25 protein-coding genes are annotated in these 23,124 nt (G+C 65.7%); 13 read left to right on the forward strand and 12 right to left on the reverse strand.

Annotated features, from left to right (window positions below; translation table 11 throughout):
- Positions 1-76: 76 nt before the first annotated feature.
- The 3 genes from AC1DC5_RS10960 to AC1DC5_RS10970 form a co-directional block, all read right to left on the reverse strand.
- The gene (locus AC1DC5_RS10960; protein WP_441405978.1) at positions 77-286 is read right to left on the reverse strand and encodes a hypothetical protein; all 210 of its coding nucleotides are present in this window, start codon (positions 284-286) and stop codon (positions 77-79) included.
- A gap of 250 nt (positions 287-536) precedes the next feature.
- Positions 537-956, reverse strand: coding sequence for a VOC family protein (locus AC1DC5_RS10965; protein ID WP_441405977.1), 420 nt, complete (start codon positions 954-956; stop codon positions 537-539).
- Positions 957-1,117: 161 nt separating this feature from the next.
- Entirely contained in the window at positions 1,118-1,684 is a 567-nt protein-coding gene (locus AC1DC5_RS10970; RefSeq protein WP_476865138.1) for a type 1 glutamine amidotransferase domain-containing protein, read from the reverse strand.
- 219 nt (positions 1,685-1,903) lie between these two features.
- Between AC1DC5_RS10970 and AC1DC5_RS10975 the strand changes: the two genes are divergently transcribed.
- On the forward strand, positions 1,904-2,155 hold the full coding sequence (locus tag AC1DC5_RS10975) for a DUF2630 family protein (RefSeq protein WP_476865139.1): 252 nt from the start codon (positions 1,904-1,906) through the stop codon (positions 2,153-2,155).
- Positions 2,156-2,368: 213 nt separating this feature from the next.
- Here the strand turns inward: AC1DC5_RS10975 and AC1DC5_RS10980 are convergent, their stop codons facing one another.
- Together AC1DC5_RS10980 and AC1DC5_RS10985 are read right to left on the reverse strand one after the other, a co-directional pair.
- Positions 2,369-3,499, reverse strand: coding sequence for an LLM class flavin-dependent oxidoreductase (locus AC1DC5_RS10980; protein ID WP_476865140.1), 1,131 nt, complete (start codon positions 3,497-3,499; stop codon positions 2,369-2,371).
- Between the two features lie 115 nt (positions 3,500-3,614).
- Positions 3,615-4,301 (reverse strand): DUF2848 domain-containing protein, encoded by a 687-nt coding sequence (locus AC1DC5_RS10985; protein ID WP_476865141.1) that lies wholly within the window; start codon positions 4,299-4,301, stop codon positions 3,615-3,617.
- A gap of 145 nt (positions 4,302-4,446) precedes the next feature.
- On the opposite strand from AC1DC5_RS10985, the gene AC1DC5_RS10990 reads away from it, so the two are divergent.
- Positions 4,447-5,838 (forward strand): MFS transporter, encoded by a 1,392-nt coding sequence (locus tag AC1DC5_RS10990; RefSeq protein ID WP_441405973.1) that lies wholly within the window; start codon positions 4,447-4,449, stop codon positions 5,836-5,838.
- On the opposite strand, the gene AC1DC5_RS10995 is transcribed toward AC1DC5_RS10990, so the two are convergent.
- Complete coding sequence (locus tag AC1DC5_RS10995; protein ID WP_441405972.1) at positions 5,835-6,491, reverse strand: GntR family transcriptional regulator; 657 nt, start codon at positions 6,489-6,491, stop codon at positions 5,835-5,837. The genes AC1DC5_RS10990 and AC1DC5_RS10995 overlap by 4 nt on opposite strands.
- Before the next feature lie 32 nt (positions 6,492-6,523).
- On the opposite strand from AC1DC5_RS10995, the gene AC1DC5_RS11000 reads away from it, so the two are divergent.
- The 4 genes from AC1DC5_RS11000 to AC1DC5_RS11015 all read left to right on the forward strand — a co-directional run bounded on the left by AC1DC5_RS11000 (position 6,524) and on the right by AC1DC5_RS11015 (position 9,701).
- Positions 6,524-7,318, forward strand: coding sequence for a carbon-nitrogen hydrolase family protein (locus AC1DC5_RS11000; protein ID WP_476865142.1), 795 nt, complete (start codon positions 6,524-6,526; stop codon positions 7,316-7,318).
- A gap of 205 nt (positions 7,319-7,523) precedes the next feature.
- Positions 7,524-7,748, forward strand: a complete 225-nt coding sequence (locus AC1DC5_RS11005) for a hypothetical protein (RefSeq protein ID WP_476865143.1) — start codon at positions 7,524-7,526, stop codon at positions 7,746-7,748.
- Positions 7,749-7,811: 63 nt separating this feature from the next.
- Positions 7,812-8,129, forward strand: a complete 318-nt coding sequence (locus AC1DC5_RS11010) for a DUF6221 family protein (protein ID WP_476865144.1) — start codon at positions 7,812-7,814, stop codon at positions 8,127-8,129.
- A gap of 120 nt (positions 8,130-8,249) precedes the next feature.
- A complete protein-coding gene (locus AC1DC5_RS11015) occupies positions 8,250-9,701 on the forward strand; it encodes a S8 family peptidase (RefSeq protein WP_476865145.1) in 1,452 nt (483 codons plus the stop codon).
- A 57-nt stretch (positions 9,702-9,758) separates the two neighbouring features.
- On the opposite strand, the gene AC1DC5_RS11020 is transcribed toward AC1DC5_RS11015, so the two are convergent.
- Both AC1DC5_RS11020 and AC1DC5_RS11025 read right to left on the reverse strand, forming a co-directional pair.
- Positions 9,759-10,358 carry a DnaJ family domain-containing protein gene (locus tag AC1DC5_RS11020; RefSeq protein ID WP_476865146.1) on the reverse strand — a complete coding sequence of 200 codons (600 nt, stop codon included), beginning with the start codon at positions 10,356-10,358 and terminating at the stop codon, positions 9,759-9,761.
- A 124-nt stretch (positions 10,359-10,482) separates the two neighbouring features.
- Positions 10,483-12,171, reverse strand: a complete 1,689-nt coding sequence (locus tag AC1DC5_RS11025) for a long-chain-fatty-acid--CoA ligase (protein WP_476865147.1) — start codon at positions 12,169-12,171, stop codon at positions 10,483-10,485.
- A gap of 238 nt (positions 12,172-12,409) precedes the next feature.
- On the opposite strand from AC1DC5_RS11025, the gene AC1DC5_RS11030 reads away from it, so the two are divergent.
- From AC1DC5_RS11030 to AC1DC5_RS11045, 4 genes are all read left to right on the forward strand, one after another.
- On the forward strand, positions 12,410-13,414 hold the full coding sequence (locus AC1DC5_RS11030) for a mycothiol transferase (RefSeq protein WP_476865148.1): 1,005 nt from the start codon (positions 12,410-12,412) through the stop codon (positions 13,412-13,414).
- 153 nt (positions 13,415-13,567) lie between these two features.
- On the forward strand, positions 13,568-13,900 hold the full coding sequence (locus tag AC1DC5_RS11035) for a YciI family protein (protein ID WP_476865289.1): 333 nt from the start codon (positions 13,568-13,570) through the stop codon (positions 13,898-13,900).
- 32 nt (positions 13,901-13,932) lie between these two features.
- On the forward strand, positions 13,933-15,249 hold the full coding sequence (locus tag AC1DC5_RS11040) for an RNA polymerase sigma factor (RefSeq protein WP_476865149.1): 1,317 nt from the start codon (positions 13,933-13,935) through the stop codon (positions 15,247-15,249).
- Between the two features lie 8 nt (positions 15,250-15,257).
- The gene (locus AC1DC5_RS11045) at positions 15,258-15,584 is read left to right on the forward strand and encodes a YciI family protein (protein WP_476865150.1); all 327 of its coding nucleotides are present in this window, start codon (positions 15,258-15,260) and stop codon (positions 15,582-15,584) included.
- Between the two features lie 56 nt (positions 15,585-15,640).
- Here AC1DC5_RS11045 and AC1DC5_RS11050 read toward each other — a convergent pair whose 3' ends face one another.
- The 3 genes from AC1DC5_RS11050 to AC1DC5_RS11060 all read right to left on the reverse strand — a co-directional run bounded on the left by AC1DC5_RS11050 (position 15,641) and on the right by AC1DC5_RS11060 (position 19,138).
- On the reverse strand, positions 15,641-16,648 hold the full coding sequence (locus AC1DC5_RS11050; RefSeq protein ID WP_441405961.1) for a glycosyltransferase family 2 protein: 1,008 nt from the start codon (positions 16,646-16,648) through the stop codon (positions 15,641-15,643).
- Between the two features lies 1 nt (position 16,649).
- Positions 16,650-17,486 carry a glycosyltransferase family 2 protein gene (locus AC1DC5_RS11055; RefSeq protein WP_441405960.1) on the reverse strand — a complete coding sequence of 279 codons (837 nt, stop codon included), beginning with the start codon at positions 17,484-17,486 and terminating at the stop codon, positions 16,650-16,652.
- A gap of 872 nt (positions 17,487-18,358) precedes the next feature.
- Positions 18,359-19,138, reverse strand: coding sequence for an SDR family NAD(P)-dependent oxidoreductase (locus tag AC1DC5_RS11060; protein ID WP_476865151.1), 780 nt, complete (start codon positions 19,136-19,138; stop codon positions 18,359-18,361).
- A gap of 84 nt (positions 19,139-19,222) precedes the next feature.
- Between AC1DC5_RS11060 and AC1DC5_RS11065 the strand changes: the two genes are divergently transcribed.
- From AC1DC5_RS11065 to AC1DC5_RS11075, 3 genes are all read left to right on the forward strand, one after another.
- On the forward strand, positions 19,223-19,828 hold the full coding sequence (locus tag AC1DC5_RS11065) for a TetR/AcrR family transcriptional regulator (RefSeq protein ID WP_476865152.1): 606 nt from the start codon (positions 19,223-19,225) through the stop codon (positions 19,826-19,828).
- A gap of 273 nt (positions 19,829-20,101) precedes the next feature.
- A complete protein-coding gene (locus tag AC1DC5_RS11070; RefSeq protein WP_476865290.1) occupies positions 20,102-20,452 on the forward strand; it encodes a YidH family protein in 351 nt (116 codons plus the stop codon).
- Positions 20,453-20,454: 2 nt separating this feature from the next.
- The gene (locus tag AC1DC5_RS11075; protein ID WP_476865153.1) at positions 20,455-20,802 is read left to right on the forward strand and encodes a DUF202 domain-containing protein; all 348 of its coding nucleotides are present in this window, start codon (positions 20,455-20,457) and stop codon (positions 20,800-20,802) included.
- A 72-nt stretch (positions 20,803-20,874) separates the two neighbouring features.
- Here AC1DC5_RS11075 and AC1DC5_RS11080 read toward each other — a convergent pair whose 3' ends face one another.
- Positions 20,875-23,112: an alpha-galactosidase gene (locus AC1DC5_RS11080; RefSeq protein WP_476865154.1), complete on the reverse strand. Its 2,238-nt coding sequence runs from the start codon at positions 23,110-23,112 to the stop codon at positions 20,875-20,877.
- Between the last annotated feature and the right edge of the window lie 12 nt (positions 23,113-23,124).

Genomic DNA, 23,124 nt, shown 5'->3' on the forward strand with positions numbered 1-23,124 from the left:
GTGTGCTCTTTTCTGTTCAGCGCTTTCTGTACGCCGCCGGGCAGCGTCTAGTAAGCATACTGACAGATTCCGCCGGTCAGTCTGCGCGCTTGTCCCGCTCGCTGAACTCCTCGTCCAGGTCGTAGTGCCTGAACTCGGTCTCCGGGTTCGGTTCACCCTCCACCACGTACTCGTAGTCCAGCTGGCGCTGGACCTGGCTGTCGAGGACCTGCAACTCCGTGTCTTCCACCTTGCTGAGGTCCTCGGGGAACTCGTCCTCGGGCGTGAGGTGGAGCTTCTCGTTCATGGCATGCCTCTCCGGGCCGGGAGGGTGGACTCGAAGAAGATGCGGTGTCCCGACCGATTTCAGGATAACCGCGTCCCCGGCAGGAGGGGAATACAGCGGAAGGGCGTGGGCGCCAGTCGCCGGAAGTCCCATCGACGTGCATTCCCCGCGGCCAAGACCCATGGAGGCCCACGCCTCCGCCGGTGCCAGTGACGCCAGAAAGCGACAGGCCCGGCGGAGGAACGGGACGAATGGACCGCTTTGGACGTCCCTAGCCCTGGCCCGGCTCCGGTCCGACGTTGACCAGCCAGTCGGTGCCGAACTTGTCCGTGCACATGCCGAAGATGTCTCCCCAGGGCGCCTTCTCCATCGGCACCGTAACGCTCCCGCCGTCGGCGAGCTTGTCGAAGTAGCCGCGCAACTCGGCCTCGTCGGAACCGCTGAGGGACACGGAGATACTGGTGCCGGGCGTGTAGTCCATGCCGTTGGGAGTGTCCGCTCCCATCAGCACCATGCCCTTCTCGGTGGTCAGCATGGCGTGCATGATCTTGTCCTGCTCGGCGGGGTCTTCGCTGGCGTGGTATTCACCGAAAGTGCTGAGGTTCAGTTCACCGCCGAACACGGAGTGGTAATAAGTCATGGCTTCTTTGGCGTTGTCGCGGAAGCTCAAGTACGGGTTAAGCGTGGTCATATCCGGGACTCCTTGCAGCTGGGGCGCCGGCCAAGGTGCCATGTTGCGGCCGCGGCCGGCGCACTTTTACATGGCACATCCTGCCCCAAATCAACCGATTAGGATAGGCGCCGCCGCCGGTTCCCGGCCCCTGGCACGGTCCCCCTGCGTGGCACTGCCCCTCAGGCCGTCTGTCCGGCGTGCTCGCCCTCTGCGATCTCTTCCAGCAGCTTGTCGTTAAATGCGGGGAGATCGTGCGGGTTCCGGCTGGTCACCAGGCCCTGGTCCACCACCACCTCCTGGTCACTCCAGTTGGCTCCGGCGTTCTTCAGGTCGGTCTGGAGGGTGTGGTAGGACGTGACATTCCGGCCGGTGATGACGCCGGCGTCGATCAGCAGCCAGGGGCCATGGCAGATCGAGGCCACCGGCTTGTGCTGCTCGAAGAAGGCACGGGTGAAGGCCTGGGCATCCTTGTCGGCGCGGAGGTGGTCCGCATTGACGACGCCGCCGGGGATCACCAGCGCATGGAAGTCGGCGGCGTTAGCGTCGGCGACGGTGATGTCGACGTCGAACTTCTGCCCCTTTTCGGTGCCATCGAAGCCTTGCAGCTTGCCGCTGTTGGGCGCCACGAGGGTGGGCTCGCCGCCGGCTTCCTTCACGGCGTTCCAGGGGCTGGTCAGTTCCACCTGCTCCACGCCGTCCGTGAGCAGGAACGCGACTTTCTTACCGGCAATATTGTGCTGTGACATGGGTCCTCCTCTGGTGCCCGGGGAGGTCAACACCGCCGCTGAACGGCCGGCGCCCTCCACTCGGAGAGTTTGATGCCTTACGGAGTCAACTCTAGGAAGCCATGAAATAATAAGCAAGCTGATTATTTCATGGCCCCTCCCCGGTTATTCATCCTCTGGTCAGCGGATCACGGCCTCGCTAGTCTGGCGGTAGGACTGCTACCCGAAAAGAAGGCCGTCATGGACGAACAACACATCCTGGAGCGAATTTCGGCGCTGGTGGAAGAGGAGCAGACGCTCCGCGAAAAGGCGCCATCCTCCTCGCCGGACTATGAACACAGTCCGGAGCACGCCCGGTTGCAGCGGATCGAAGAGGATCTGGACCAGTGCTGGGACCTCTTGAGGCAGCGCCGGGCCAAGCTGCAGTACGGCGAAAACCCTGATGACGCGGAGCCCCGCCCTGTCGAGCAGGTGGAAAACTACGAGTCCTGAGCTCCCGGCCGGTGCGCCTGCATGCCGGTGCCGGACTGGACCGTGACGCCGCCTGCAGGCCCGCGGTGCGCAGCGTGTCAGGGGCCGCCGTCGGGCTCATTGCCTTCACGGACAACCAACCGGACTGGGAGGCGGGCAGCGGGCCCGGAGTCTTCTACGTGCCGGCGGCTGGCGGGCGGGAGTTCCCGGCAGATCGCGGAACGGATGCGGCGGCTAAGCCGGCATCTCGGGACCGCGAGCAGCTGGGACGCCGCGGGCGGGTTCCTGGAGATTCCGCTCGCCGTCGAGGACTGAAGTGCCGCTCCGAACCGGCTGGACGGTCCCGATTTCCCGGTTCACGGCCGGCATGATCTCGGTGGCCAGCAGCTCGATGGACCGGGCGGTCTCGGTAAACGGCAGGCCGCCAAGGCCGATCTGGGCCATGTAGCGGCTGGTGCCGAGCGTGTTCTGAATTTCCAGCAGTTTTTCGATGACCTGCTGCGGGCTGCCCACCAGCAGGCCGCCGCCGGGTTCGGCCCAGTCATCGAAGGTGGAGCGCGGAAAATGGTCCACCGGGCGCGGCATGTTCTGTTCAAAATAGGCCCGGTAGTAGGGGTAGAAAGTGTCGCGTGCCTGCTGCGAGGTGGGCGCCACGTAGAAGTGACCGCCGGCCCCCACCTGCAGGGAGCCGGCGTCGTGTCCGGCGTCGGCGGCCGACTGGTAGTAGAGCTCCACCAGCCGGCGGAACCGGGCGGGTCCGGACAGCAGGGCAACGAACAGGGGAAGACCCAAACGTCCCGCCCGCGCGAAGCTGGCGGGAGTGCCGCCGACGCCGACCCACACCGGAAGCCTGCCCTGGACCGGGCGCGGCGCGATGTCCATCCCGGGAATGCTCTGGGTCAGCGTCCCCTGCCAGGTCACGGCGGCCTTGTCCCGCAATTCCAGGAGCAGCTGCAGCTTCTCTTCGAAGAGGGCGTCGTAGTCTTCCAGTTCGTGGCCGAACAGCGGGTAGGACTCGATGAAGGCGCCCCGGCCGGCGATGATCTCCGCGCGCCCGTCGGAGATCAGGTCCAGGGTGGCGAACTGCTCGAAGAGCCGCACCGGGTCCTGGGTGGAGAGCACCGTGACGGCTGTGCTGAGCCGCAGCGTCGTGGTTTCCCTGGCGATGGCCGCCAGGACGATCTCGGGGGCTGACAGCGCGAAGTCGCGCCGGTGATGCTCGCCGAGGCCCAGGAACCCCAAGCCCGCCTGATCCGCCAGTTTGGCGAGCTCAATGATCTCCTTCAGGCGCTGCTGCGGGGACAGCGCTTTGCCGGTGCGGAGGTTGCGGGAGAGCTCGCCGAAAGTGAAGATACCAAAGTCCATATTTTATTGAACATTCAACTTTGTTGTTTTGTTCCGGCGGCGAAACCGGCAGCGAGGTCGACGGCGGCGGCCGTCCTGGCGCCGCCGTCGACCCGCTGGGGTGTGCAGTTTCCGATCAGCCGATTGGTTCGGGCATGCGGTCCACAATGTAGCTGGCATCAACACTTGCCCCGGTGGCGGGATCGGTCATTTCCACCTTCCAGCTCCGTGCAAACTGGTCAACACCGGCATTCATCGCAACAGTGCCGGAGATCAGAACAGTGCCGGGCTGCTTGAGTCCGCGCTCAGCCAGGACATCCAGCCAGTAGTCGGGGGTGAGGAGTGCCCCCAGCGTACTGTCCTGGATAAGTGTGTCGGGTTCATCGCCCGCGCCGACCCACCCCTTCAGCGTGATTTGATCCAGGCGGCCCCGCACATCGTCGAGCCGCCAGGCCTTGCGGCCCAGCACGTCCGGGCTGGCATTCTTGCTCCAGGCAACGCCGTGGACTTCAAGTTCGCGGTCGGTATGGTCGCATGCCACCGTCAGCAGGACATCATCCTCGGTGATCACCATCGCCCACTCCGCTTCGCCGGAAGTCCGGGCGTGCTGTACGCGGACCTCGGAGGTCTGCTGGGCGAGGTACGGCGATACGGGATACAGCGCCGGCGTCGTGGTGGGCCCGGGGACACCCAGGAGCGCCAATTCTTCAATGTGGGCCTGGACTTCGTCCTGCTCGCGGCCCGCGTATCCCGCGTTCAGGAGATGCCGGACCTCGACGTTGCGGGTACTTCCATCGGGTAGTTCGAAGCTCAACGTAACCATGCGAGCACGTCCTTTGCTTGTTGGGGCTGGGAAAATTTACAAACCGGAAACCAGAAACAGTCGCCAATGTACATCCAGTATGCGTAATGTATACATTTAATGCCAGCGTGACAGGCATCACTTCGTAACTTTGTGGAGGAACAGTATGGGCAACGCCCCAACCACGACGTCCGGAACAGCAGCGCAGCCGGACGCGCCGATTCGCCCCAAGGGGCTGTACAAGGCCTTTGCCGCCAGCCTGACCGGCACGGCACTTGAATGGTACGACTTCGCCGTCTACTCAGCGGCGGCCGCCGTCGTCTTCCCGATCATCTTCTTCCCGTCCTCGGACCCGCTGACGGGCACCATTCTGGCGTTCTCCACCTACGCTGTGGGCTACATTTCGCGCCCGATCGGCGGCATCATCTTTGGCCGCCTCGGCGATCGAATCGGCCGCAAGAAGGTCCTGGTCACCACACTGATGATCATCGGCGTCGCCACCGTGCTGATCGGCCTTCTGCCGGGCTACGCCAGCATCGGCATCGTTGCGCCAATTATCCTGGTACTCCTCCGCTTCGCCCAGGGCGTCGGCGTCGGCGGCGAATGGGGTGGCGCCGTCCTGCTCTCGAGCGAGTACGGCGACCCGAAACGGCGGGGCTTCTGGGCCTCGGCAGCACAGGTGGGCCCGCCCGCCGGCAACCTGCTGGCCAACGGTGCCCTCGCGATCCTTACCCTGATGCTCTCGGAAGAGCAGTTCCTCAGCTTCGGCTGGCGCATTGCCTTCCTGATGTCCGCCGTGCTCGTCGGCTTCGGTCTATGGATCCGGCTCAAGCTCGAGGACACTCCGATCTTCAAGGCGATTGAGGCCCACGGCGAACAGCCCTCTGCTCCCATCCGCGAAGTGTTCAGCAAGGAACTGCGCCCGCTGGTCGCCGCCACCCTCTGCCGGGTTGGCCCCGATGTGGTCTACGCACTGTTCACTGTTTTCACCCTCACCTACGGCATCCAGGTGCTGGGTTATCAGCGCAGCCAGGTTCTGACTGCGGTCCTGATCGGGTCCGCGTTCCAGCTGTTCATGATCCCGCTGGCCGGCGCCGTCTCGGACCGCTTCAATCGGCGGCTTGTTTACGGAACAGCAGCCGTGCTCGGAGCCGTCTGGGCTTTCGTGTTCTTTGTCGTACTCGGTGGAAAGAACGAGCCGATGCTGATCATCGGGATTGTGCTGGGCCTGATGACCCACTCCTTCATGTACGGGCCCCAGGCCGCCTTCATCGTGGAGCAGTTCTCTCCCCGGCTGCGCTCCACCGGCAGTTCCCTGGCCTACACCTTTGCCGGCGTGATCGGCGGAGCCGTCGCCCCGCTGATGTTCACCCTGCTGCTGTCCCAGTTCGGCACGTGGATTCCGGTGGCCATCTACGTCGCCGTTGCTGTTGCCGTGACGCTGGTCGGGCTCGCGCTCGGCCGGAACCCCAACACCACGGAGGACGAGGAGTACCGAGTGATGCTGGATGGCCCCGCCACAAGCCGCGAAGATGCCGGCGTGGCCGTCAAGGGCTAGGTGCGCAGCAGGAGGTCCCGCGTGACAGCGAGGTGACGGTCTATCGCCTCCTGGGCCATAGCCGCATCGCCGGACACCAGGGCATCCAGGATGCTCTGGTGTTCGGCACAAACGTCATGGCGCCGGCCGGAAGTCCGGAACAGTGCCGAAACGCCCACGAGGATTTGGCGGACGTGGAGCTTGCTGTAGGTGCTGGAGATCAACTCATTGCCTGCCGCATCGATGAGCTGCTGATGGAAGAGGGTGTCCAGCCTGATGAATTCGCGCGCAGCCTCCGGCGCCAACGTGTCTGGCAGCGCAGCCTGCAAATCCAAGGTTTCCTGCATTTCCTGAACGGGCACAGCGCCCTCCGCGATGACCAGCCGGGCTGCGTGGCTTTCCAGGACACCGCGGAGTTCCATCAGTTCTGAGATCTCCCGGCCGGTGACGACGGGTACGTACGCGCCGCGCTGGGGAATCAGCTCGACGAGGCCGTCCGAGACCAGCAGCAGCAGTGCCTCGCGGACGGGCGTGCGAGACACCCCGATCTCGGCCGCAAGTTCCTGCTCGTTGAGGAACTTGCCTTGCATTTCAGGATCGATGAGGACGTTTTCGCGCAGGTAGGTATACGCCTTCTCCCGACCGGAAGCGGTCGTCCCTGACATTTTTCGCATACATTATGTATACAACAGACTGGAGTAAACCCATGCGTCTAGCAGTGGCCCAAATCATTTCAGGTGCCGATCCGGACCTGAACCTGGACCTTATCCGAGAATACGCCGCCCGCGCCGCGGATGCCTGCGCCGAGCTGGTCGTGTTTCCCGAGGCAACGATGTGCGCCTTCGGAAATGACCTCAACGCAGTGGCCGAACCACTGGACGGCCCGTGGGCGGAATCGGTGCGCGGCATCTCGGCAGAGCTGGGAATCACGATCGTGGCTGGCATGTTCACCCCGGGCCAGGGCGCCCGGGTAAGGAACACGCTGCTGGTTACCGGGCCCGGAATCGAATCGGCCTACGACAAGATCCATCTTTTTGATGCCTTCGGCTTTGCGGAGTCCGACTCCGTCGACGCCGGCGTGTCCCCGGTGACGTTCGAGGTCGGCGGAACGGTCTTCGGCCTGGCCACCTGCTACGACGTCCGCTTCCCGGCGCTCTTCGCCGCGAACGCCCGTGCCGGCGCCCACGTGAACATCGTGTGCGCCTCCTGGGGAGCAGGTGTTGGCAAGGCGGACCAGTGGGACCTCCTGGTCCGTGCCCGCGCAGTGGACAGCACGTCTTTTGTCGTCGCCTGCGGCCAGGCGGATCCGGCGAGTGTCGGCGCGCCCTCGGCCGGCACAGCCCCCACCGGCATCGGCCGCAGCGCAGTGGTCTCGCCACTCGGCGTGGCGCTGGCAACCATGGGCAGCGAACCGGAGTTGGCAGTCATCGATATCGATACGGCCGACATCCCGCACGTACGGGCCAAACTTCCCGTCTTGGCCAATGCGAGAAGCTTCTGATCGGGACACCGTGGCCAGCTGCGACGGCAGCGAGGTCGACGACGGCGGCGCGCCCCGCCGTCGTCGTCGGCATCCCGGCCCGGAACCTGAGACAAGAAGCTAACGGAGTTGTAACCGGGAGTTAACGCGGTGGTGCCAAACTGGTCACGGACCCAGATCGAGACTGACACCTCCCTGCACGGCAACCCTCCAAGGAGCAGCAGACATGACCAGTCCAGAGCACGATCCTCCCAGCGGCCCCAAAATCCACGAGGAAAGCCAGTTCCGGCCCGACCTGAGCAGCCTGCATGTCCGCGAGGACGTCGCGGTTACCGGCCTCTGCGGCAACGTTCATCTCCCGACGGGCCGGACCTGCGACCTGCGCGAGCGGCACAAGGGATCCTGCCACTTCGTGGGTCCCGAGGACGCGGAAAACCTGGCGGCGCGCTAGGCAGCAGTGCCACGCCGCAGCCGGAACTGGCTGCCGGGCAAGGACCGCGCGTACGCTCGCGGTGTGGACATCGTGGAATTCCTGTCCGAACGCATCAGCGAGGACGAGGCCGTGGCCCGGACCCTCCTTGGCGACCGGACCGTCTCGAAATCCGGAGCCTGGTACGAACAGCGGCTGCTGCTCGAATGCGAGGCCAAGCGGCGCCTGATCCGCATCGTGGAATCCGCCCGTCAGGCAGCCCTCGCAACGTTGGTCAGCGGGACGGACCCGGACGCGGGCTGGATCCCGGAGTCGCTGGAGTGGATGGAACAGTCGCTGAATGCCCTTGCCCTCCCCTACTACGACCACCCGGACTTCGACCAGGACTGGTTACGCACCTAGGAGTATTGGCGCCACACACCAACGGCTGCCGGCCGCCCAAGAATTTCCAAAGGTCCGTGTGCAATATCCAATCGCTGGCCTAAGCTAAGAGCGGGGGGCGCTCATTAGCGAAGACGCTTAGTGGAGGCCATTATGTTCAGCTACGTCCGCCGTCCGGGATCAGCACGACTACCAGCGCCCACAGCCGCGGAGCCACCCCGTGATCCCGGGAGCGCCGCTCCCCCGCCTAAAGCCAGGCAACGGTTCCGGCGGATCGTCGGCGGTCTCGCAGCACTGACCCTGGCCCTGGCCGGCGGGCTCGTTGCGGCCCTCCCCTCGACCGGTGCCGAACAGGAACAAAAATACATTGTGGTGCTGAAGGACGGCCTGGCTGATGCCGGCACCGCCGCCGCGGCCCAGCAGAGCAGCTATGGCCTTACCGTTTCCACGGTCTATCGTGACGCCGTGACCGGGTACGCCGCCACGATGACGCCCTCCGTCGCGGCCCGCCTCGCTGCAGATCCAAGCGTGGATTTCATCACCGTGGCCAGGGAGTTCGAGACGCCCAAGGACGCCACGCCGAGCACGCAGGTGGCGCCACTCTGGTGGCTGAGGATGGGCGGCACTCTCCCCGACGACCAGCAACAGTGGGGCCGGGGCTCCGTCGACGTCAACGTGGCTGTGATCGACAGCGGCATCGACGCCAGCCACCCGGACCTCAATGTGCGCGGCGGCATTGACTGCTCGACCGGCTCGCCGGTCAAGGTCACCTCCACTGACGACGTCGGGCACGGGACATTGGTGGCCGGGGTGATCGGCGCAAAGGACAACAATCTGGGCGTGATCGGTACGGCGCCCGGAACCCCGCTGTGGTCAGTGCGCGTTGTTGATGACGCCGGTGTAATCACGGAGGAAATGCTCATCTGCGCCATCGACTGGGTGACCGCGACGCGCAAGGACGGGAATCCGGACAACGACATCCAGGTGGCCAACATCAGCATCGGCGGACCGGGCACCGAGACCCCCAACTGCGGCAAGGGAACGGATCCGATGCACTACGCCATCTGCCGCTCCGTCAAGGCGGGAGTCGCCTACGCCGTTGCGGCTGGAAACTCCGGCCAAGACATCGCCGATTTTGTCCCGGCCACCTACGACGAAGTGCTGACCGCCACGGCGATCGCGGACTTCGACGGCAAGCCCGATGGCCTCGCAGCGCCGATCTGCGGGCCCGACGACTGGTCGAAACGGGGCCAGTTGGATGACCACCCTGCGTTCTTCTCTAACTACGCCAGCGCATCCGAGGACCGGGAACACACCGTGGCCGCCCCCGGAGTCTGCATTACCTCGACGGTGCCGGGCGGGTATGGGGTGGCCCACGGGACCAGTTTCGCGAGCCCCGCCGTCGCCGGTTCGCTGGCTCTGTGCATCAGCGAGGGAGCATGTGAGGGCTCGGGCAAGGAACTGATGGCCCAATTCCAGGAGCTCACAGCCGACTACAACAAGAACCACCGGGACTTCGGCTTCGAGGGCGATCCCCTCCGTCCGATCAAGGGGAAGTTCTACGGTTACCTGACCCAGATCGCCAAATACTGACGCGCGGGACCGGCGCGGGCCGCGGACGGGCGCGGCCAGCCGAGCTGCAGCAGCGGGCTAGGAGCCCGGCCGGATCCGCCGCCACCATCGGCGGCGGATTTCCGGTTCCTGCAACGCTTCCTGCTCAACGGCGAGCACCGCGCGGCGTTCCCGCCAGCGCCGGAGTTCGGCCTCGACGTCGCGGGTCTTGGTGACAACTGGCGGTCCACCCTGCAGTTGCCGACGGGCGTCGACAACCCGCGCGTTGAAGTCGTCCAGGAGCTCACGGATCTGGTTCTCGGAGTGCAGCTCGTCGATCCGTGCGTCAAGGCCGGCATCTTCGGTGCGGAGCAGGATCGCCGGGGGACCCATTCCGGTGATGCTTTCGCGCTGGAGAAGTCCCTTGACCCACCAGTCAGGGTCGTAGTTCTCCCCCAGGCCGGGGATGGGTTTGCCGGCGTACTTCAAGTGATCGAACTTTCCCTGCGCCATGGCATCGCGGATCAGATATTCGGCCCGGGCGGCGTCGTCGAACTTTGCACGCAGTTCCCGTTCCTTCGCGTCGGCGGCGGCCAGCTCTTCCTCTTCCTGCACCGTCATTCCGCTGATCCGGAGCACGCGGAGTTCGGCCGCGCGCTCCACGCGGCGCCGGAACGCACCGCCCGATTCGCCGCTCATCGTTCCCCTCCCCTTTCCGGCCGCAAAAGCACCCTTCCAGTATGCGAACCAAACTCCATGCAGCCAAGGGAGTGCCCCCGCGGGGCCGGATGACGCCGTCGCCGAGTCCTGGCTTTCAGGAGGGTCAGAGCGTCGGCAGGACCTGCTCGCGGACCTGTTTGCGGAGGATTTTGCCGAGCATCGAGCGGGGCATGTCAGGGATGGCGACGATCCGTTTGGGGACCTTATAGCCGGCCAGGTGCTCGCGGCAGTGCTCGCGGAGGGCGTCCTCATCCAGCGTGCTGCCGGGTTCGGGTTCGACGGCGGCGACCACCATCTCGCCGCCCCGTTCGAGTGGCTTTCCGACGACGGCCGCGTCCTTGACGTCCTTGTGCAGCCGGAGCACCGTCTCCACCTCCGTGGGCGAGACGTTGAAGCCGCCCGTGATGATGAGTTCCTTGGCCCGGTCCACGATGGTGGTGAATCCGTCACCGTCCACGGTCACCACATCGCCGGTCCGCAGCCAGCCGTCGGCGGTCAGGGTCTTGGCAGTTTCCTCCGGGTTGTTCCAGTAGCCCTGGAATACCTGCGGGCCTTTCAGCAGCAGCTCACCCGGCTGGCCCGGCGGGACCTCCACAGCGGGATCGTCGACGTCGACGACCTTCATGAGGGTCGACGGGAACGGCACCCCGATGGTGCCGTTGCGGCGGGTGGGGTGGAAGGGGTTTCCCAGTGCGACCGGCGAGGACTCGGTCATGCCGTAGCCCTCCACGAGCAACCCGCCGGAGACCGACTCCCACAGTTCCACCACATGGTCCGGCAGGTTCATGGCGCCGGAGATGCAGTACTTGCAGGACCGGAGCGAGATGCCTTTTTCCTTGGCGGCCATGGCGGTGCGTTCGTAGATCGGCGGGACCGCGCAGTACACCGTGGCGGGCGATTTCTTCATGGCGTCCAGCACGAGGTCCGGATCGAACTTGGGGAAGAGCACCAGAAGGCCCTGCTTGCGGACCCCGTAGGTGAGGTAGAGCGTCATGCCGAAGGCATGGAACATCGGCAGGATCGCGTAGAAGATTTCCTTGCGGTACTCGGCGCCCTGCATCCAGGCCTCGCCCTGCAGGGCGTTGGAGTACAGGTTGAAGTGGGTGAGCATGGCGCCCTTGGGACGGCCGGTGGTTCCCGAGGTGTACTGGATCGCGGCGAGGTCATCCACCGAGGGGCGGGGGTGTTCCGGGTCGATCCGGCCATGCCCCAGGAGAGCCTTCCACGCGATCGTTCCCGGGGCGGGACCGGTCAGCGCTTCGCGGGACGCCCGCAGCTTCTTGACCGGCAGGCGCAGGGCAAGGCGCTTGACGGCGGGGAACGCCTCGAGGAGGTTGACCGAGACAACGTGGTCGATCTCGACGTCGGACGGGAAGTCCCGTACGGCCGACGCAGCCTTGTCCCAGGCGATGACAACGCGGGCCTGATGGTCCTCGAACTGGTGGCGGAGTTCCCGGGACGTGTACAGCGGGTTGTGTTCGACGACGACGGCGCGGAGGCGCAGTACCGCGTAGAAGGCGACGACGTGCTGCGGGCAGTTCGGCAGGATCAGCGCTACCCGGTCGCCGGCGCGGACTCCCAGTCGGCGCAGGCCCTCGGCCCCCCGTTCGACCTGTTCGCCGAGTTCGGCATAGCTGGTGCGGCGGCCGAAAAACTCCAGTGCGGGGGCCGTGCCGGCCTGGGCCACGGAACGCTCCAGCATGTCCACAAGCGACTCGGTGGGCAGTTCAATCCGGGCCGGGACGCCCGGCTGATAGTTCTTCACCCAAGGCTGCTGGTCCGTGTTCTCCATGGTCACATCTTGCCGTGAACCGTCTTCCCGCAGCGAATTTCCGGTTCCTCTGCCCGGGAATGGCAATCTGATTTGGGCCCTCGTGACCCCGGACTGCAACGACCAGCCTTGTGTTTGCCTGGGTGCGTAATTAGGCTCGGGCGCGAACCGCGGCTCCTGGGGCAAGCGGTTGGACCGCCTGATGCCCTGCCCGCCTTAGCGCCTGATCGCCCCGATGGCTCACAGAACCGGAGGAAAGATGACGACCGACCCCCCGTCCCAGGATCGAAGCTTCACCCTTACCCGGATCCTCGCTGCATCGCGGCATTCGGTGTTCACAGCTTGGACTGATCCTGCGCACCTTGCTTGGTTCTACAACCCTGCAATGCCGACGCCTGCCACGCCCATAGAGGTCGACCTCCGCGTTGGGGGTACCTGGAAACAGATGATGATCGTCAATGACGGCCTAAGCTACCCCACCGGGGGAATCTACCTGGAGATCGTTCCCGACGAATGCCTCATCTTCCGCTGGGGAGCACTTGGAGGCTGGCCCGAACTCGACGGCGAGAACGAACTGACAGCCCCTGTGGTCACGGTGCAGTTCAACGGCACAGGCTCGAAAACGGCGCTTATCCTTACAGCCGAGTTCTCGGAGTCCCTTGACGTCGAAGAGGTGCAAAAGCTGATACTCGGAGGCTGTCAGGAGGGCTGGGGCGCCACCATCGACCGGGTCAAGGACAGCACCGCCATAACCCCGATGGCCGGTGGGGGCATGGCGGGACCCCGGAGCGACGCCCAATTGCTCGCCCAGCTGGCGAGGGGGCGGGAACATGTTCTCCGAGCAGTCGACGGCCTCGACGACGATGATATGGGACGAGCTTTGGTCCCGTCCGGCTGGACGATGACGCAGCTGCTCAACCATCTGGCCTTCGACGACGAGATGTTCTGGATATCGGCTGTTCTCGGTGGGGATGACAGGGCGATCGCCGAACTTCACAACGGCTGGGCGTCGAAGCCGATGACCGGTGCCGACGCGATGGACATCTACAAGCGCGAAATCGCTCGAAGTGACGAGGTCCTGGCGGAGATCGATTTGGATGCCCCTCCCCGGTGGTGGCCCCCGGCCAGCGTGTTCGACGCACCGCCGATGTCCGATGGGCGTGAGGTCCTGTTTCGGGTGCTCGCTGAGACTTCCGTCCACGCGGGCCACCTCGACATCGTCCGGGAGCTGATCGACGGACATCAGAATCTCGTGGTGGATTAGTCCCGGCTTCCGCCCCCTGATGGTTCGCTGGGCCGCGGGCGCTGAACGCAGTCAGGATGGCCCGGAAATATCTTCCCGTCAGGTGTCCTTTTCGTGTCATCCCGTTCGTCGTGGTGGTGTATCAGCCAAGAAGAAGGAGTCATCGTGGAGTACATGCTTTTCATCTGCACCGATCCGACAGCGCCCGCATATGTGGCCGCCGAGGACAACATTGTCGAATGGGGTGCTGAAATGGAAGCCCGCGGCGTTATCCGGCATGGCGACAGGCTGCGACCTGTCGAGGACGCAACCACGGTCGCGGTACGCGGCGGCGAGGTGATGGTTTCGGATGGGCCGTTCGCCGAGACAAAGGAATGGATCGCCGGCTATGACATCATCGCCTGCGCCGATCTCGATGAGGCTATCGAGGTGGCGTCCAAACACCCCATGGCCCGGTTCGGCAAGATCGAGATCAGGCCCGTGTGGCCGCTCGGCGAGCAGTCGTAGGCCCGGCGGCCGGGGTGACGGAACTGACAGGCGTGCGGGCCGCCGTCGAAGCCGCGTCCGCCGCTGAGGCAGCACGAATCACGGCAACCCTCATCCGCGTGACGGGCGACTGGAGCCTGGCCGAGGACAGTGTCCAGGATGCGTTCGCCAAGGCCCTCATCGATTGGCCTGAGCACGGCGTTCCCAGGAATCCCGGGGCCTGGCTGACAACGGTGGCCAAGAACAGGGCGATCGACCGCTTTCGGAGCGCGGCCACCGAAAAGAGGGCCGTGCGTGAACTCGCGATCCTCACCGAGCTCGAAAAACTGGACGACGAGACAGGCACAGCAACGGCTGCCGAGGATGACCGGCTCCGGCTAATTCACACCTGTTGCCACCCTGCCCTGCCTCTGGCCGCCCGGGTGGCGCTGACCTTGCGCACTGTCGCGGGGCTGACGACCGGCGAGATCGCCCGCGCGTTTCTCGTCCCTGAAGCAACCATGTCCAAGCGGCTCGTCCGGGCCCGGGCGAAGATACGCGATGCCGGGATCCCATACCGCGTGCCGCCGCCAGAGTTGATATCTGAACGCACCGCCGGAATCCTTGCCGTGCTGTATCTGATGTTCAACGAAGGATATTCGGCCACCGGTGGCGGCACATTGATCCGCGAGCCTCTGGCCAGGGAAGCGATCCGCCTCACCCGGTTGCTGGTTGGCTTGCTCAACGGCTCCCCGCAGGAACCCGAGGCTCTGGCTCTGCTGGCCCTCATGCTGTTTCACCACGGCCGGCGCCGGACCCGGACGGACGCCGCCGGGGACCTGGTGCCGCTTGAGGACCAGGACCGCCGGGCATGGGATCAAGCTGCGACTGTTGAAGCCGTGACGCTGCTCGCGACCGCCGATCGCCTGGGCATTTCACTGAGATCCCGGCCCGGAAGCTACCGTATCCAGGCCGCCATTGCGGCGTGCCACATGACCGCCGTTGATTCCGGCAGCACCGACTTCGCCCGGGTGGCAGTCCTGTACGGGGCGCTTGCCCAGATTGCGCCGTCACCGGTGGTGGAGCTAAACCGGGCCGTCGCTGTCGCGATGTCCCAAGGACCGGAAGCTGGCCTTGCCCTCATCGAAGAGCTGGAACGGACACGGACACTCGAGGGGTACTACCTCCTGCCGGCCGCGAAAGCTGACCTGCTGCGACGTCTGGGGAGGAAAACTGAGGCCAGTTGCGAGTATCAGCGGGCCCGGGACCTCGCCCCAACGGAGGTCGAGCAGCGCTACCTCTCAAAACGCCTGGCCGAGACGAGCCCTGCATCCTCACCCGAAGCCAACCGGAACAAAACCACGCCGCCAACCGCAAACGGGGAAAAATGAAACACCTATTGCTGATCCCAATCAACGTCGACAAATGGAACGCACTCTCCGCTTCCGAGATCGAGGCGATCATGCGGGCTCACACGGCATTGCAGCAGGAACTCAGGGCAACGGGTGAGTTCCTGGCAGCTCATGAGCTCGCTGAAGAGGCAACGTTCGTCCGAAACAACGGCACCGCGCTCACCGTGACCGACGGCCCATTCATCGAGACGAAAGAGATCGTGGCCGGCTATTACATCGTGGATTGTGTTGACCTGGACCGCGCGGTAGAAATTGCCGGCAAGCTCGGCGAAGCGAGACTATGGCCGATCGAGGTGCGCCGGATCGACCCGTGACAACTCCGGCACCCTAAGCCCCCGCGGTTGCCGTCACAAACCGATTCCGGCACCAATCAGGTGGCTTCCCTCCAGGGAGGGACGCTAACGGGGACAGGAGTTGAGCGGGACAGCAGCGATCCGGAGCCGTGGGCGATCCGGCGTCCGTAGAGATACCCTGCGGCCGTGGTCGCCAGGACGGACACGCAGGCGCCCGCCCGGCGCAAACCGTCGGGGTCGGCGCCCCGGCCCCAGGCCGCTAGTGCGGAAAAGACCGCTCGGGGCAGGACGCTGCGCACGTAGCGCCGCTCGGGGCCCAATGCCCGCTTGTGTCCCACGATGTGGCTGACCTGGGCTTTGGACAAACCCTCCGACCAGGAACGCTCCAGCATGTACCGGAACGTCCCCCGCTGGACCGGCACATGGTGATGCACTAGCGCTGCCGGTTCGTACACAATGCGGGAGCCCGGGGAGCCAACAGCCGCCCGGATGCAGATTTCGGTCTCTTCGCATCCCATCGGTTTCGTGCCTTGGCGTCCAAGAGAGAGATCAAAGCCGCCAACCTGCTGGAGCACCTGGAGCCGGAAGGACATGTTGGCGCCGATGACATTGCGAACTTCGGAGGCCACCTTGGGCATGCCGCGGTGGCTGCAGCCGACGATCCAATCCAGTTCATGGCCGAAGTGGCCGGGCCGGCCGCCTTCCCAAGCCGGCTCGACCTTCCCGCCAACCGCCAGGACGTCGGAGTCGTCGTAGAGCGCCGTCAGCTTTTCGAGCCAGTCCGGGGCTGCCACTGCGTCGTCGTCCAAGAACGCCACGATCTCCGAAGTTGCCAGGCCTACGCCTGTGTTCCGCGCCCCGGAAAGCCCCTGGAGCCCGGTGCTCTCCACGAGGGTGACGTCCTGAACGGCAGCCACCAGCCGCTTGTACAGGTCCTCGTTGTGGTCCACCACTACGATTACCTGCTTCGGTTGAAGCGTCTGGGCGTGGACTGAGTCAATGACGTCCATCAGTAGTTCCCAGCGCTGCTCCGTGTAGGAACAGATAACAACGGAAGCTGTGGGCCGGAAATTGAAGTCGAGCACCTTAGGCTCCTTCCGCCACGGTGAGCACGCTGTGCGGATCCGTGGGTGTGCGGGCAAACCGGACGTTCGGGTAGGTGTACTTGACCCGCCGGAGGGCTTCGGGCCTTGCCCCCGCGGTCGGCGCCTCCCACGAGGTGCATTCCCGTGCCAGGGTGCGGAGGACCCGCCATCCGTCGCGGAAAGTCTGCAAGTTCGAAACGCCGGAGATGCGGTCAAGTTCGAAGCTCGGCACTTCCGCGATGCGGAGGCCTGCGCGGGCGGCCCTGACAATCAGCTCCGTCTCGATCTCAAAGCCGTCCGACTCCAGCTCGAGGACCTCCAGGCATTCCCGGCGAAGCGCAATGTAGCCGTAGCAAAGGTCCGAGTAGTTGCTTCTCAGAACCGTGTTCGCCAACCCGGTCAGGACCCGGTTCCCGGTGTTCCGCAGCCAGGTGAGGTCCTCCGACCCGCCCCCGGTTACGTAGCGCGAGCCTTTGACGAAGTCGTAGTCATGCTGGAGTGGAGAAACGAACCAGCCGATTTCCTGCGGATCCATGCTCCCGTCCGCGTCGAGCATCACGATGATGTCTCCCGACGCCGCTGCGAAGCCGGCACGGACGGCGATGCCCTTACCTTTGCGGGGTTCCGCCACCACAACGACGTCGACCCGCAGTGCGCGGGCGACGTCAATGGTGTGGTCATGGGAGCGACCGTCCACAATGACCACTTCATCCACGTATGAAGGCATGCGCCGCAGAACCCAGGGCAAATTCATTTCTTCGTTAAGAGTCGGAATAACCACACTCACCGAAGCCCTGGGCGAGGCGGCGATTTGCTCGGCCGGCGAATTAGGGACCATATTTGGAATAGACAAAAGCCTCACCACCTTATGAAATTTCCGGACCTCGATGGTCTGGCCATCTGCGAATGAGAACCTAGTGGACGAATTCAAGACATCCGTCGAAATATCAGCAACCCCAACCCCACTTGCCACTGACTGTGGCCTTGCCTAGAGCCTAAAGTTCACCCAAAGTTGTGTCACGAGTGGCTGGTACTTGGTTGTTTGTTCCACTCGATGCGCGACCCGCATGCCTCTACTTGGGTCTCCGTGGCGACCTACTCGGGAACCACGACTCGCTCTTCAGCGGTGTACTCGGTCAGCAAAAAGGGTGCCCATATTCGTTGAGTTTCAGCACTTTTGCCCTGCTATTGGAACCGTACGCCGCTCGGCTGGAAACGCCCAGAGCCAGCGCACGCCAGCCAAAGCAGAGCCGCCGGAGGCCGCTCGTACAGGGGGAAACGGGATTCTGAGTGCAGTGCCGCTGACACTTGGGGGCCATATCGCGGATTCCATAACAGTTCCTTCTCTGCCAGGAAAAGACAGAAGAACTACCCAAATATAGAAAAGCAGATCTGCTCACTTCCGCAGAGAGTGGTGCGCATTGCTCCGGCCGGAAAGCTTCTTCAAGAACGTCATGGAAAGGGCAATTAGATGCATGAAAGGAACGGCGGTTCAGCTGAACCATGCAATCCGCTGGCACATCCAGACCCGCGTAGTGGCATTAGCGGCACAGCCACCCGGACGTTCAATGTCACGGAGGCCGCAGCCGTCCGGCAGACCGCACTCAAGCCGGCCAGCCGGCCAGCACCCGGTCGGGTGCGCCGGAAGACGGGAGCGGACGACGGCGGGGAGTTCCCGCCGTCGTCCGCTCCGGTCGTTCTTGGATGCCGTTAGACCGCCGACCAGCCGCCATCGGAGGCGAGGATTGCCCCGTTGACGTTGGTGCCGTCGTCGCTGAGCAGGAAGGTGATGGAGGCGGCGAGCTGCGCCGCCGTGGCGGGGGCGGGGATGTTCGCACCCATCAGCGGGCCGAGCCGTTCGGCCGCCAGCTGGGAACCCCAGGTAGCCTCGATGTTCGTGATGGTGGCGCCCGGTGCCACGGCATTGAAACGCAGACCCTTCGGCCCGTACATCACCGAGGAGTTCCGGGTCAGGCCGACGACGGCGTGCTTGGACGCGGTGTACGCGGCCCCGGCAGCGGAACCGCGCAGCCCCGCCTCGGAGGCGACGTTGACCACCGAACCGGAGCCCGCCTCGAGCATGAGCGGCACCACGGCACGGGTCAGGCGCATCAGGGCGGTGACGTTGATCCGGAAGACCCGGTCCCAGGTGTCGTCGTCAACTTCGTGGATCGGGGCGAAGTGGTCCATGATGCCCGCGACATTCGCCAGCGCGTCGACCCGCACGCCAGCGGCGGCAACGACGGCGGCGACGGCTTCTTCGGTGGAAATGTCACCGGCCACGGGGACCAGGTCCAGGCCGCCGTTTCCGGCGACCAGTGCGTCCAGCCGCTCGGAGCTGATGTCCGCCGCGATCACCTTGCCGCCCTCCTTGGCTACGCGCAGGGCCGTGGCCAGGCCGATGCCCGAACCGGCGCCCGTAACGATGACCGTTTTGCCGGCGAAACGGCCCGCGGTGGTGGTTTCCTGCCATGATGCGTCGTTGCCCATGATGCCCTTCCGAACGTTTCGAAATACTGTCGCTTTCTACCTTATGACACCCTGTGTCATAATGAAAGGGTGAATACTGGTGGAATGCCCGCGCAAGACTCCAGACCAACCAGCACGCGTTCGTCCGGGCGTCCGGCGACCATCGACCCGGATGCCATCGCCGGCCTCGCGCTCCGGCTCTTCGCCGAGAACGGCTACGAACAGACCTCGATGGAGGACATCGCGCGCGAGGCGGGGATTGGGCGCAAGAGCCTGTACCGGTATTTCTCCAGCAAAGCCGACCTCATCTGGGGCGGCATGGAACCTGTTGTCCGGGCCTCCGGGCTGGTCCTGGAGGAGACGCGGGTCCGGCGTTCGGCCGACGGCGACGTCATGGCAGGATTGCGGGCCGCCGCGATCGCCGGAGTGGCGGTAATTCCCGACCTTGCGGTGTCGCGGGGGCGCCTGCGCCTGATCGCGCATCATCCCGAACTGGCCAGCCGGAGCTACGGTTCCTTGGCACCCCAGCGCGACCGGGCGCGGCAGTACCTTCTGTACCACGGGGTTCCCGAGGACTCCGCAGGCTACCTGTGTGCGGCGTATCTGGCCGCGACTTTCGAGGCCTGGATGCAGTGGGCTGCGGGCACGGACCCCGACCCGGCGCCCTACCTGCTGGCTGCCGTGGATGTGCTGCGCATTCCGGGGATCTAAATCCCGGACCAGCGGCGCGGTTTTCGCCGCGAACCGTGGCTGGCGCCAGGCGTGGCAGGGACCATTGCGATGCCGAATCATTCCGCGGGGTGGCATCCTGAGAGCACCATGACTGCACACGACGAGACACCCGACACGTCACACTCCGGCCACGCGGCCCCCGATCGCGTGGAGCCAGGCGGGGCACCGGACGGCCTGACCCCGGCCGCCAACGGCACCGCGGCGGGGTCGGTCGGGGAGGATTCGGGGTCGGACGGGAACCGCCGCGGATTCCTGGCCCGGTCCCTGGGTGGCGGGACCGACCCGGACCCCCGGTTCACCCTTGCCAACGAGCGCACATTCCTGGCCTGGATTCGGACCTCACTGGCGCTTGTGGCCGGCGGCATCGCCGTCGAGGCCTTCACCTCGGAGCTGTTTGACCCGCAACTGCGGAAGACCGTCGCCGTGCTGTTGCTCCTGCTGGGGCTGGTGACCGGTGGCGGCTCGTTCTTCCGCTGGCTCAACGTGGAGCGTGCCATGCGGCTCCAGGCTCCGCTGCCGGCTCCCCTGCTCGCCCCGGTCCTGGCAATCGGAGGGGCGATCGTCGCGGCCGTACTGATCGTTTTCGTGATCGGGCGGGCGTAGCCGTGGCGAAAGCCAGGCCGGCGGCGGTGCACAACGACCCCGGGCTCCAGCCTGAGCGTACGGACCTGGCCTGGCGGCGGACCTCTTTCACGCTGATCACGGCGGCCTGTATTTTCCTGCGCTGGATGCCGCACCACGGCTGGTTCGCGGGCACGCTGGTGGCGGGCTCACTGCTGGTCGCCCTCGGCATAGCCCTGACGCAGCGACGCCGCTACCACCACCATGCCAGCGGCATCGGAGGAGCGGTGATGAGGGCAAATATCAAGGGGACGGCGGCCATCGCGGGCAGCGTGGTGGTCCTCGCCGGCCTGGGAATCTACACGGTGCTGTACCTGCCGCTGCAGCCTTAGGGCATCGGCTGCTCCACAACGGCCGTTTTGGGGGGGCTCAAAAGGGCAGTTTTGGAGCAGCCGATGGTGGGGCTAGGCGGTGGTGACCTTGAGCAGCAATGCGTGCTCCGGGTTGAGGACGGGCATCGGCAGACCCACCTCGGCCAGGAAGCGGCCGCTCGCCGTGGCCCCTGACTCGAGCCAGGCCGGGGGCTGGACCTGCGTGAACGTGCGGGCGTAGTCGGCGTCGCCCGGAACCGGGAATACCGCTTCCACCCGGTAATCCGCGTCGGCGGCCAGGCCAGGGATGGCAATCCGGCCGGGCTGCTCTGCGGGTGAGGTGCCGGTGCTGACCAGGGTGAACAGCGCCGCCGTCGTGCCCTTCACCGCGGAGTCGCCCGCGGGACCGCCGGCGGAAGCGGCCGGGCCTGCCACGACGCCGTGCAGCATCAGGGAGTCATCTGCCAGGTCGGCGCGGACCATCCGGCCCGAGTGGATCAGGCCGCGGTGCTCCTTGTAGATGCCGATGAACCGCTTGAGCTCCTCGCGCTGCACGCCGTCGACCTGCCGGACGTCCCATTCCATCCCGAAGTGCCCGAACAGGGCGGTGATGGCGCGGAAGGACAGGTCGTGCGTGCGGGCGGTGGTGTGCGAGGTGGTGGGGCCGACGTGCCCGCCCACCAGCTCCGGCGGGACCACCAGCCCGGTCCAGCGCTGGATGCTCTGCCGTTCCAGGGCGTCGTTGCAGTCGGAGGCCCAGATCCGGTCCGTCCGCTCCAGGATGCCCAGGTCCACCCGGGCGCCGCCGGAGGAGCAGCTTTCAATCTCCACGCCGGGGTGCGCGGCTTTGAGCGCGTCGAAGAGCCGGTAGGCGGCGAGGGTCTGTTCGTGCACCGAGGCGCGGCCGGCGTGGCCGTGCTCCAGCAGGTCCCGGTTCTGGTCCCACTTGAGGTAGCTGATGTTGTTCTCGCGCAGGAGCGCATCCACGCGGTCGTAGATGTACTGCCAGGCGTCCGGGTTGACGAGGTCAATGATGTGCTGGTGGCGCCATTCCAGCGGCAGCCGTCCGCCGTCCTTGAAGCTCTGCACCGAGGGCCCTGCGATCCACTCCGGGTGCGCCCGGACGACGTCGGAGTCCAGGTTGACCATCTCCGGCTCCACCCACAGCCCGAATTCCATCCCGCGGGACGTGACGGCGTCGATCAGCGGGGTGAGGCCGGACGGCCAGAGGGCCTCGTCCACGTACCAGTCGCCGAGGCCGGCGTGGTCGTCGCGGCGGCCGCGGAACCAGCCGTCGTCGAGCACGAACCGCTCGACGCCGAGCTCCGCGGCGGAGTCCGCGAGTTCGATCAGGGTGGTGAGATTGTGGTCGAAATACACGGCCTCCCAGGTGTTCAGCACCACCGGGCGGGGCTTCCCGGCGCCGGCGCGGTGTCCGGCGGCGTCCGCGGCGGGCAGCACGTGGTGCGGCCGGTTCCGGAACCAGGCGTAGAAGGATTCGCTGATGCCGTCCAGGCCGCGGTCCGAGTAGGCGGCGAACAGGGCGGGCGTCGTGTAGCTGCCGCCGGGGGCCAGGATCACCTCGGCCGGGCCCAGCAGTTCGGAGCCGCCGATCATGGTCCTGCCGTCCGCGGTGCTGTCCGCGAACTGTTCGTGGTTGCCGCTCCAGGCCAGGTGGGTGGCCCAGACCTTGCCGTGGCGGTTGCCGAAGCCGGCGGTTCCGGCGGCGAAGAGGAGCGAGGAGTCGTGGCCAGTGCGGCCGTGCCGGCCGGTGCGCACCCAGGTGCCCTGCTCGATGGCTCGGCGCTGCGGGTGGCGTTCCCGGCACCAGCGGCCGGTCAGGTCCAGGAGTTCGACGGCGTCCGGCGCCACCGGGAGCACCGTGGCCAGTTCGTCGAGCTGGTACGGCGAGGTCCCGGTGTTGGTGACGGTGTGCCGCAGTTCCAGCAGGGCGCCGTCGTGCAGGGCCAACGCGGACGACACGCGGATCCCGGCGTCGGCGTCGTCCTGGACAATCACCGCGGCGTTCCCGACGGCGCCGGCCGTCACCTCCGCCACGCGGAGCCGGACGGAGAAGTCGTAGCCGGGGACGCCGTCGGCGATCCGGTGGCCGCGCAGGGCCGGGCGGCCGCGCCAGCTGGAGGAGGCCTGCGGGAGGAGCCCGGCGGGGACGGCGGCGTCGACGGCGGAATGCGGGACGGGCGCTCCGAGGATGGCCAGATCGGGAAGGGCGGCGCCCAGATCGGCACCCCAGTGGATGACCTCGGCCTCTCCGCTGTCGAAGCTGATCACCAGGCTGGTGCTGGCGGAGCGGAGGTACAGGGGATCCATGGCAGGTCTCTT

It is taken from the genome of Arthrobacter sp. 10L424, from assembly GCF_056395325.1.

What these genes read in the sequence shown, in the direction of transcription:
- AC1DC5_RS10960 (WP_441405978.1), bottom strand. Translation starts at nt 286, where the DNA reads ATGAACGAGAAGCTCCACCTCACGCCCGAGGACGAGTTCCCCGAGGAC.
- AC1DC5_RS10965 (WP_441405977.1), bottom strand. Translation starts at nt 956, where the DNA reads ATGACCACGCTTAACCCGTACTTGAGCTTCCGCGACAACGCCAAAGAA.
- AC1DC5_RS10970 (WP_476865138.1), bottom strand. Translation starts at nt 1,684, where the DNA reads ATGTCACAGCACAATATTGCCGGTAAGAAAGTCGCGTTCCTGCTCACG.
- AC1DC5_RS10975 (WP_476865139.1), top strand. Translation starts at nt 1,904, where the DNA reads ATGGACGAACAACACATCCTGGAGCGAATTTCGGCGCTGGTGGAAGAG.
- AC1DC5_RS10980 (WP_476865140.1), bottom strand. Translation starts at nt 3,499, where the DNA reads ATGGACTTTGGTATCTTCACTTTCGGCGAGCTCTCCCGCAACCTCCGC.
- AC1DC5_RS10985 (WP_476865141.1), bottom strand. Translation starts at nt 4,301, where the DNA reads ATGGTTACGTTGAGCTTCGAACTACCCGATGGAAGTACCCGCAACGTC.
- AC1DC5_RS10990 (WP_441405973.1), top strand. Translation starts at nt 4,447, where the DNA reads ATGGGCAACGCCCCAACCACGACGTCCGGAACAGCAGCGCAGCCGGAC.
- AC1DC5_RS10995 (WP_441405972.1), bottom strand. Translation starts at nt 6,491, where the DNA reads ATGCGAAAAATGTCAGGGACGACCGCTTCCGGTCGGGAGAAGGCGTAT.
- AC1DC5_RS11000 (WP_476865142.1), top strand. Translation starts at nt 6,524, where the DNA reads ATGCGTCTAGCAGTGGCCCAAATCATTTCAGGTGCCGATCCGGACCTG.
- AC1DC5_RS11005 (WP_476865143.1), top strand. Translation starts at nt 7,524, where the DNA reads ATGACCAGTCCAGAGCACGATCCTCCCAGCGGCCCCAAAATCCACGAG.
- AC1DC5_RS11020 (WP_476865146.1), bottom strand. Translation starts at nt 10,358, where the DNA reads ATGAGCGGCGAATCGGGCGGTGCGTTCCGGCGCCGCGTGGAGCGCGCG.
- AC1DC5_RS11025 (WP_476865147.1), bottom strand. Translation starts at nt 12,171, where the DNA reads ATGGAGAACACGGACCAGCAGCCTTGGGTGAAGAACTATCAGCCGGGC.
- AC1DC5_RS11030 (WP_476865148.1), top strand. Translation starts at nt 12,410, where the DNA reads ATGACGACCGACCCCCCGTCCCAGGATCGAAGCTTCACCCTTACCCGG.
- AC1DC5_RS11035 (WP_476865289.1), top strand. Translation starts at nt 13,568, where the DNA reads ATGCTTTTCATCTGCACCGATCCGACAGCGCCCGCATATGTGGCCGCC.
- AC1DC5_RS11055 (WP_441405960.1), bottom strand. Translation starts at nt 17,486, where the DNA reads ATGGTCCCTAATTCGCCGGCCGAGCAAATCGCCGCCTCGCCCAGGGCT.
- AC1DC5_RS11060 (WP_476865151.1), bottom strand. Translation starts at nt 19,138, where the DNA reads ATGGGCAACGACGCATCATGGCAGGAAACCACCACCGCGGGCCGTTTC.
- AC1DC5_RS11065 (WP_476865152.1), top strand. Translation starts at nt 19,223, where the DNA reads ATGCCCGCGCAAGACTCCAGACCAACCAGCACGCGTTCGTCCGGGCGT.
- AC1DC5_RS11080 (WP_476865154.1), bottom strand. Translation starts at nt 23,112, where the DNA reads ATGGATCCCCTGTACCTCCGCTCCGCCAGCACCAGCCTGGTGATCAGC.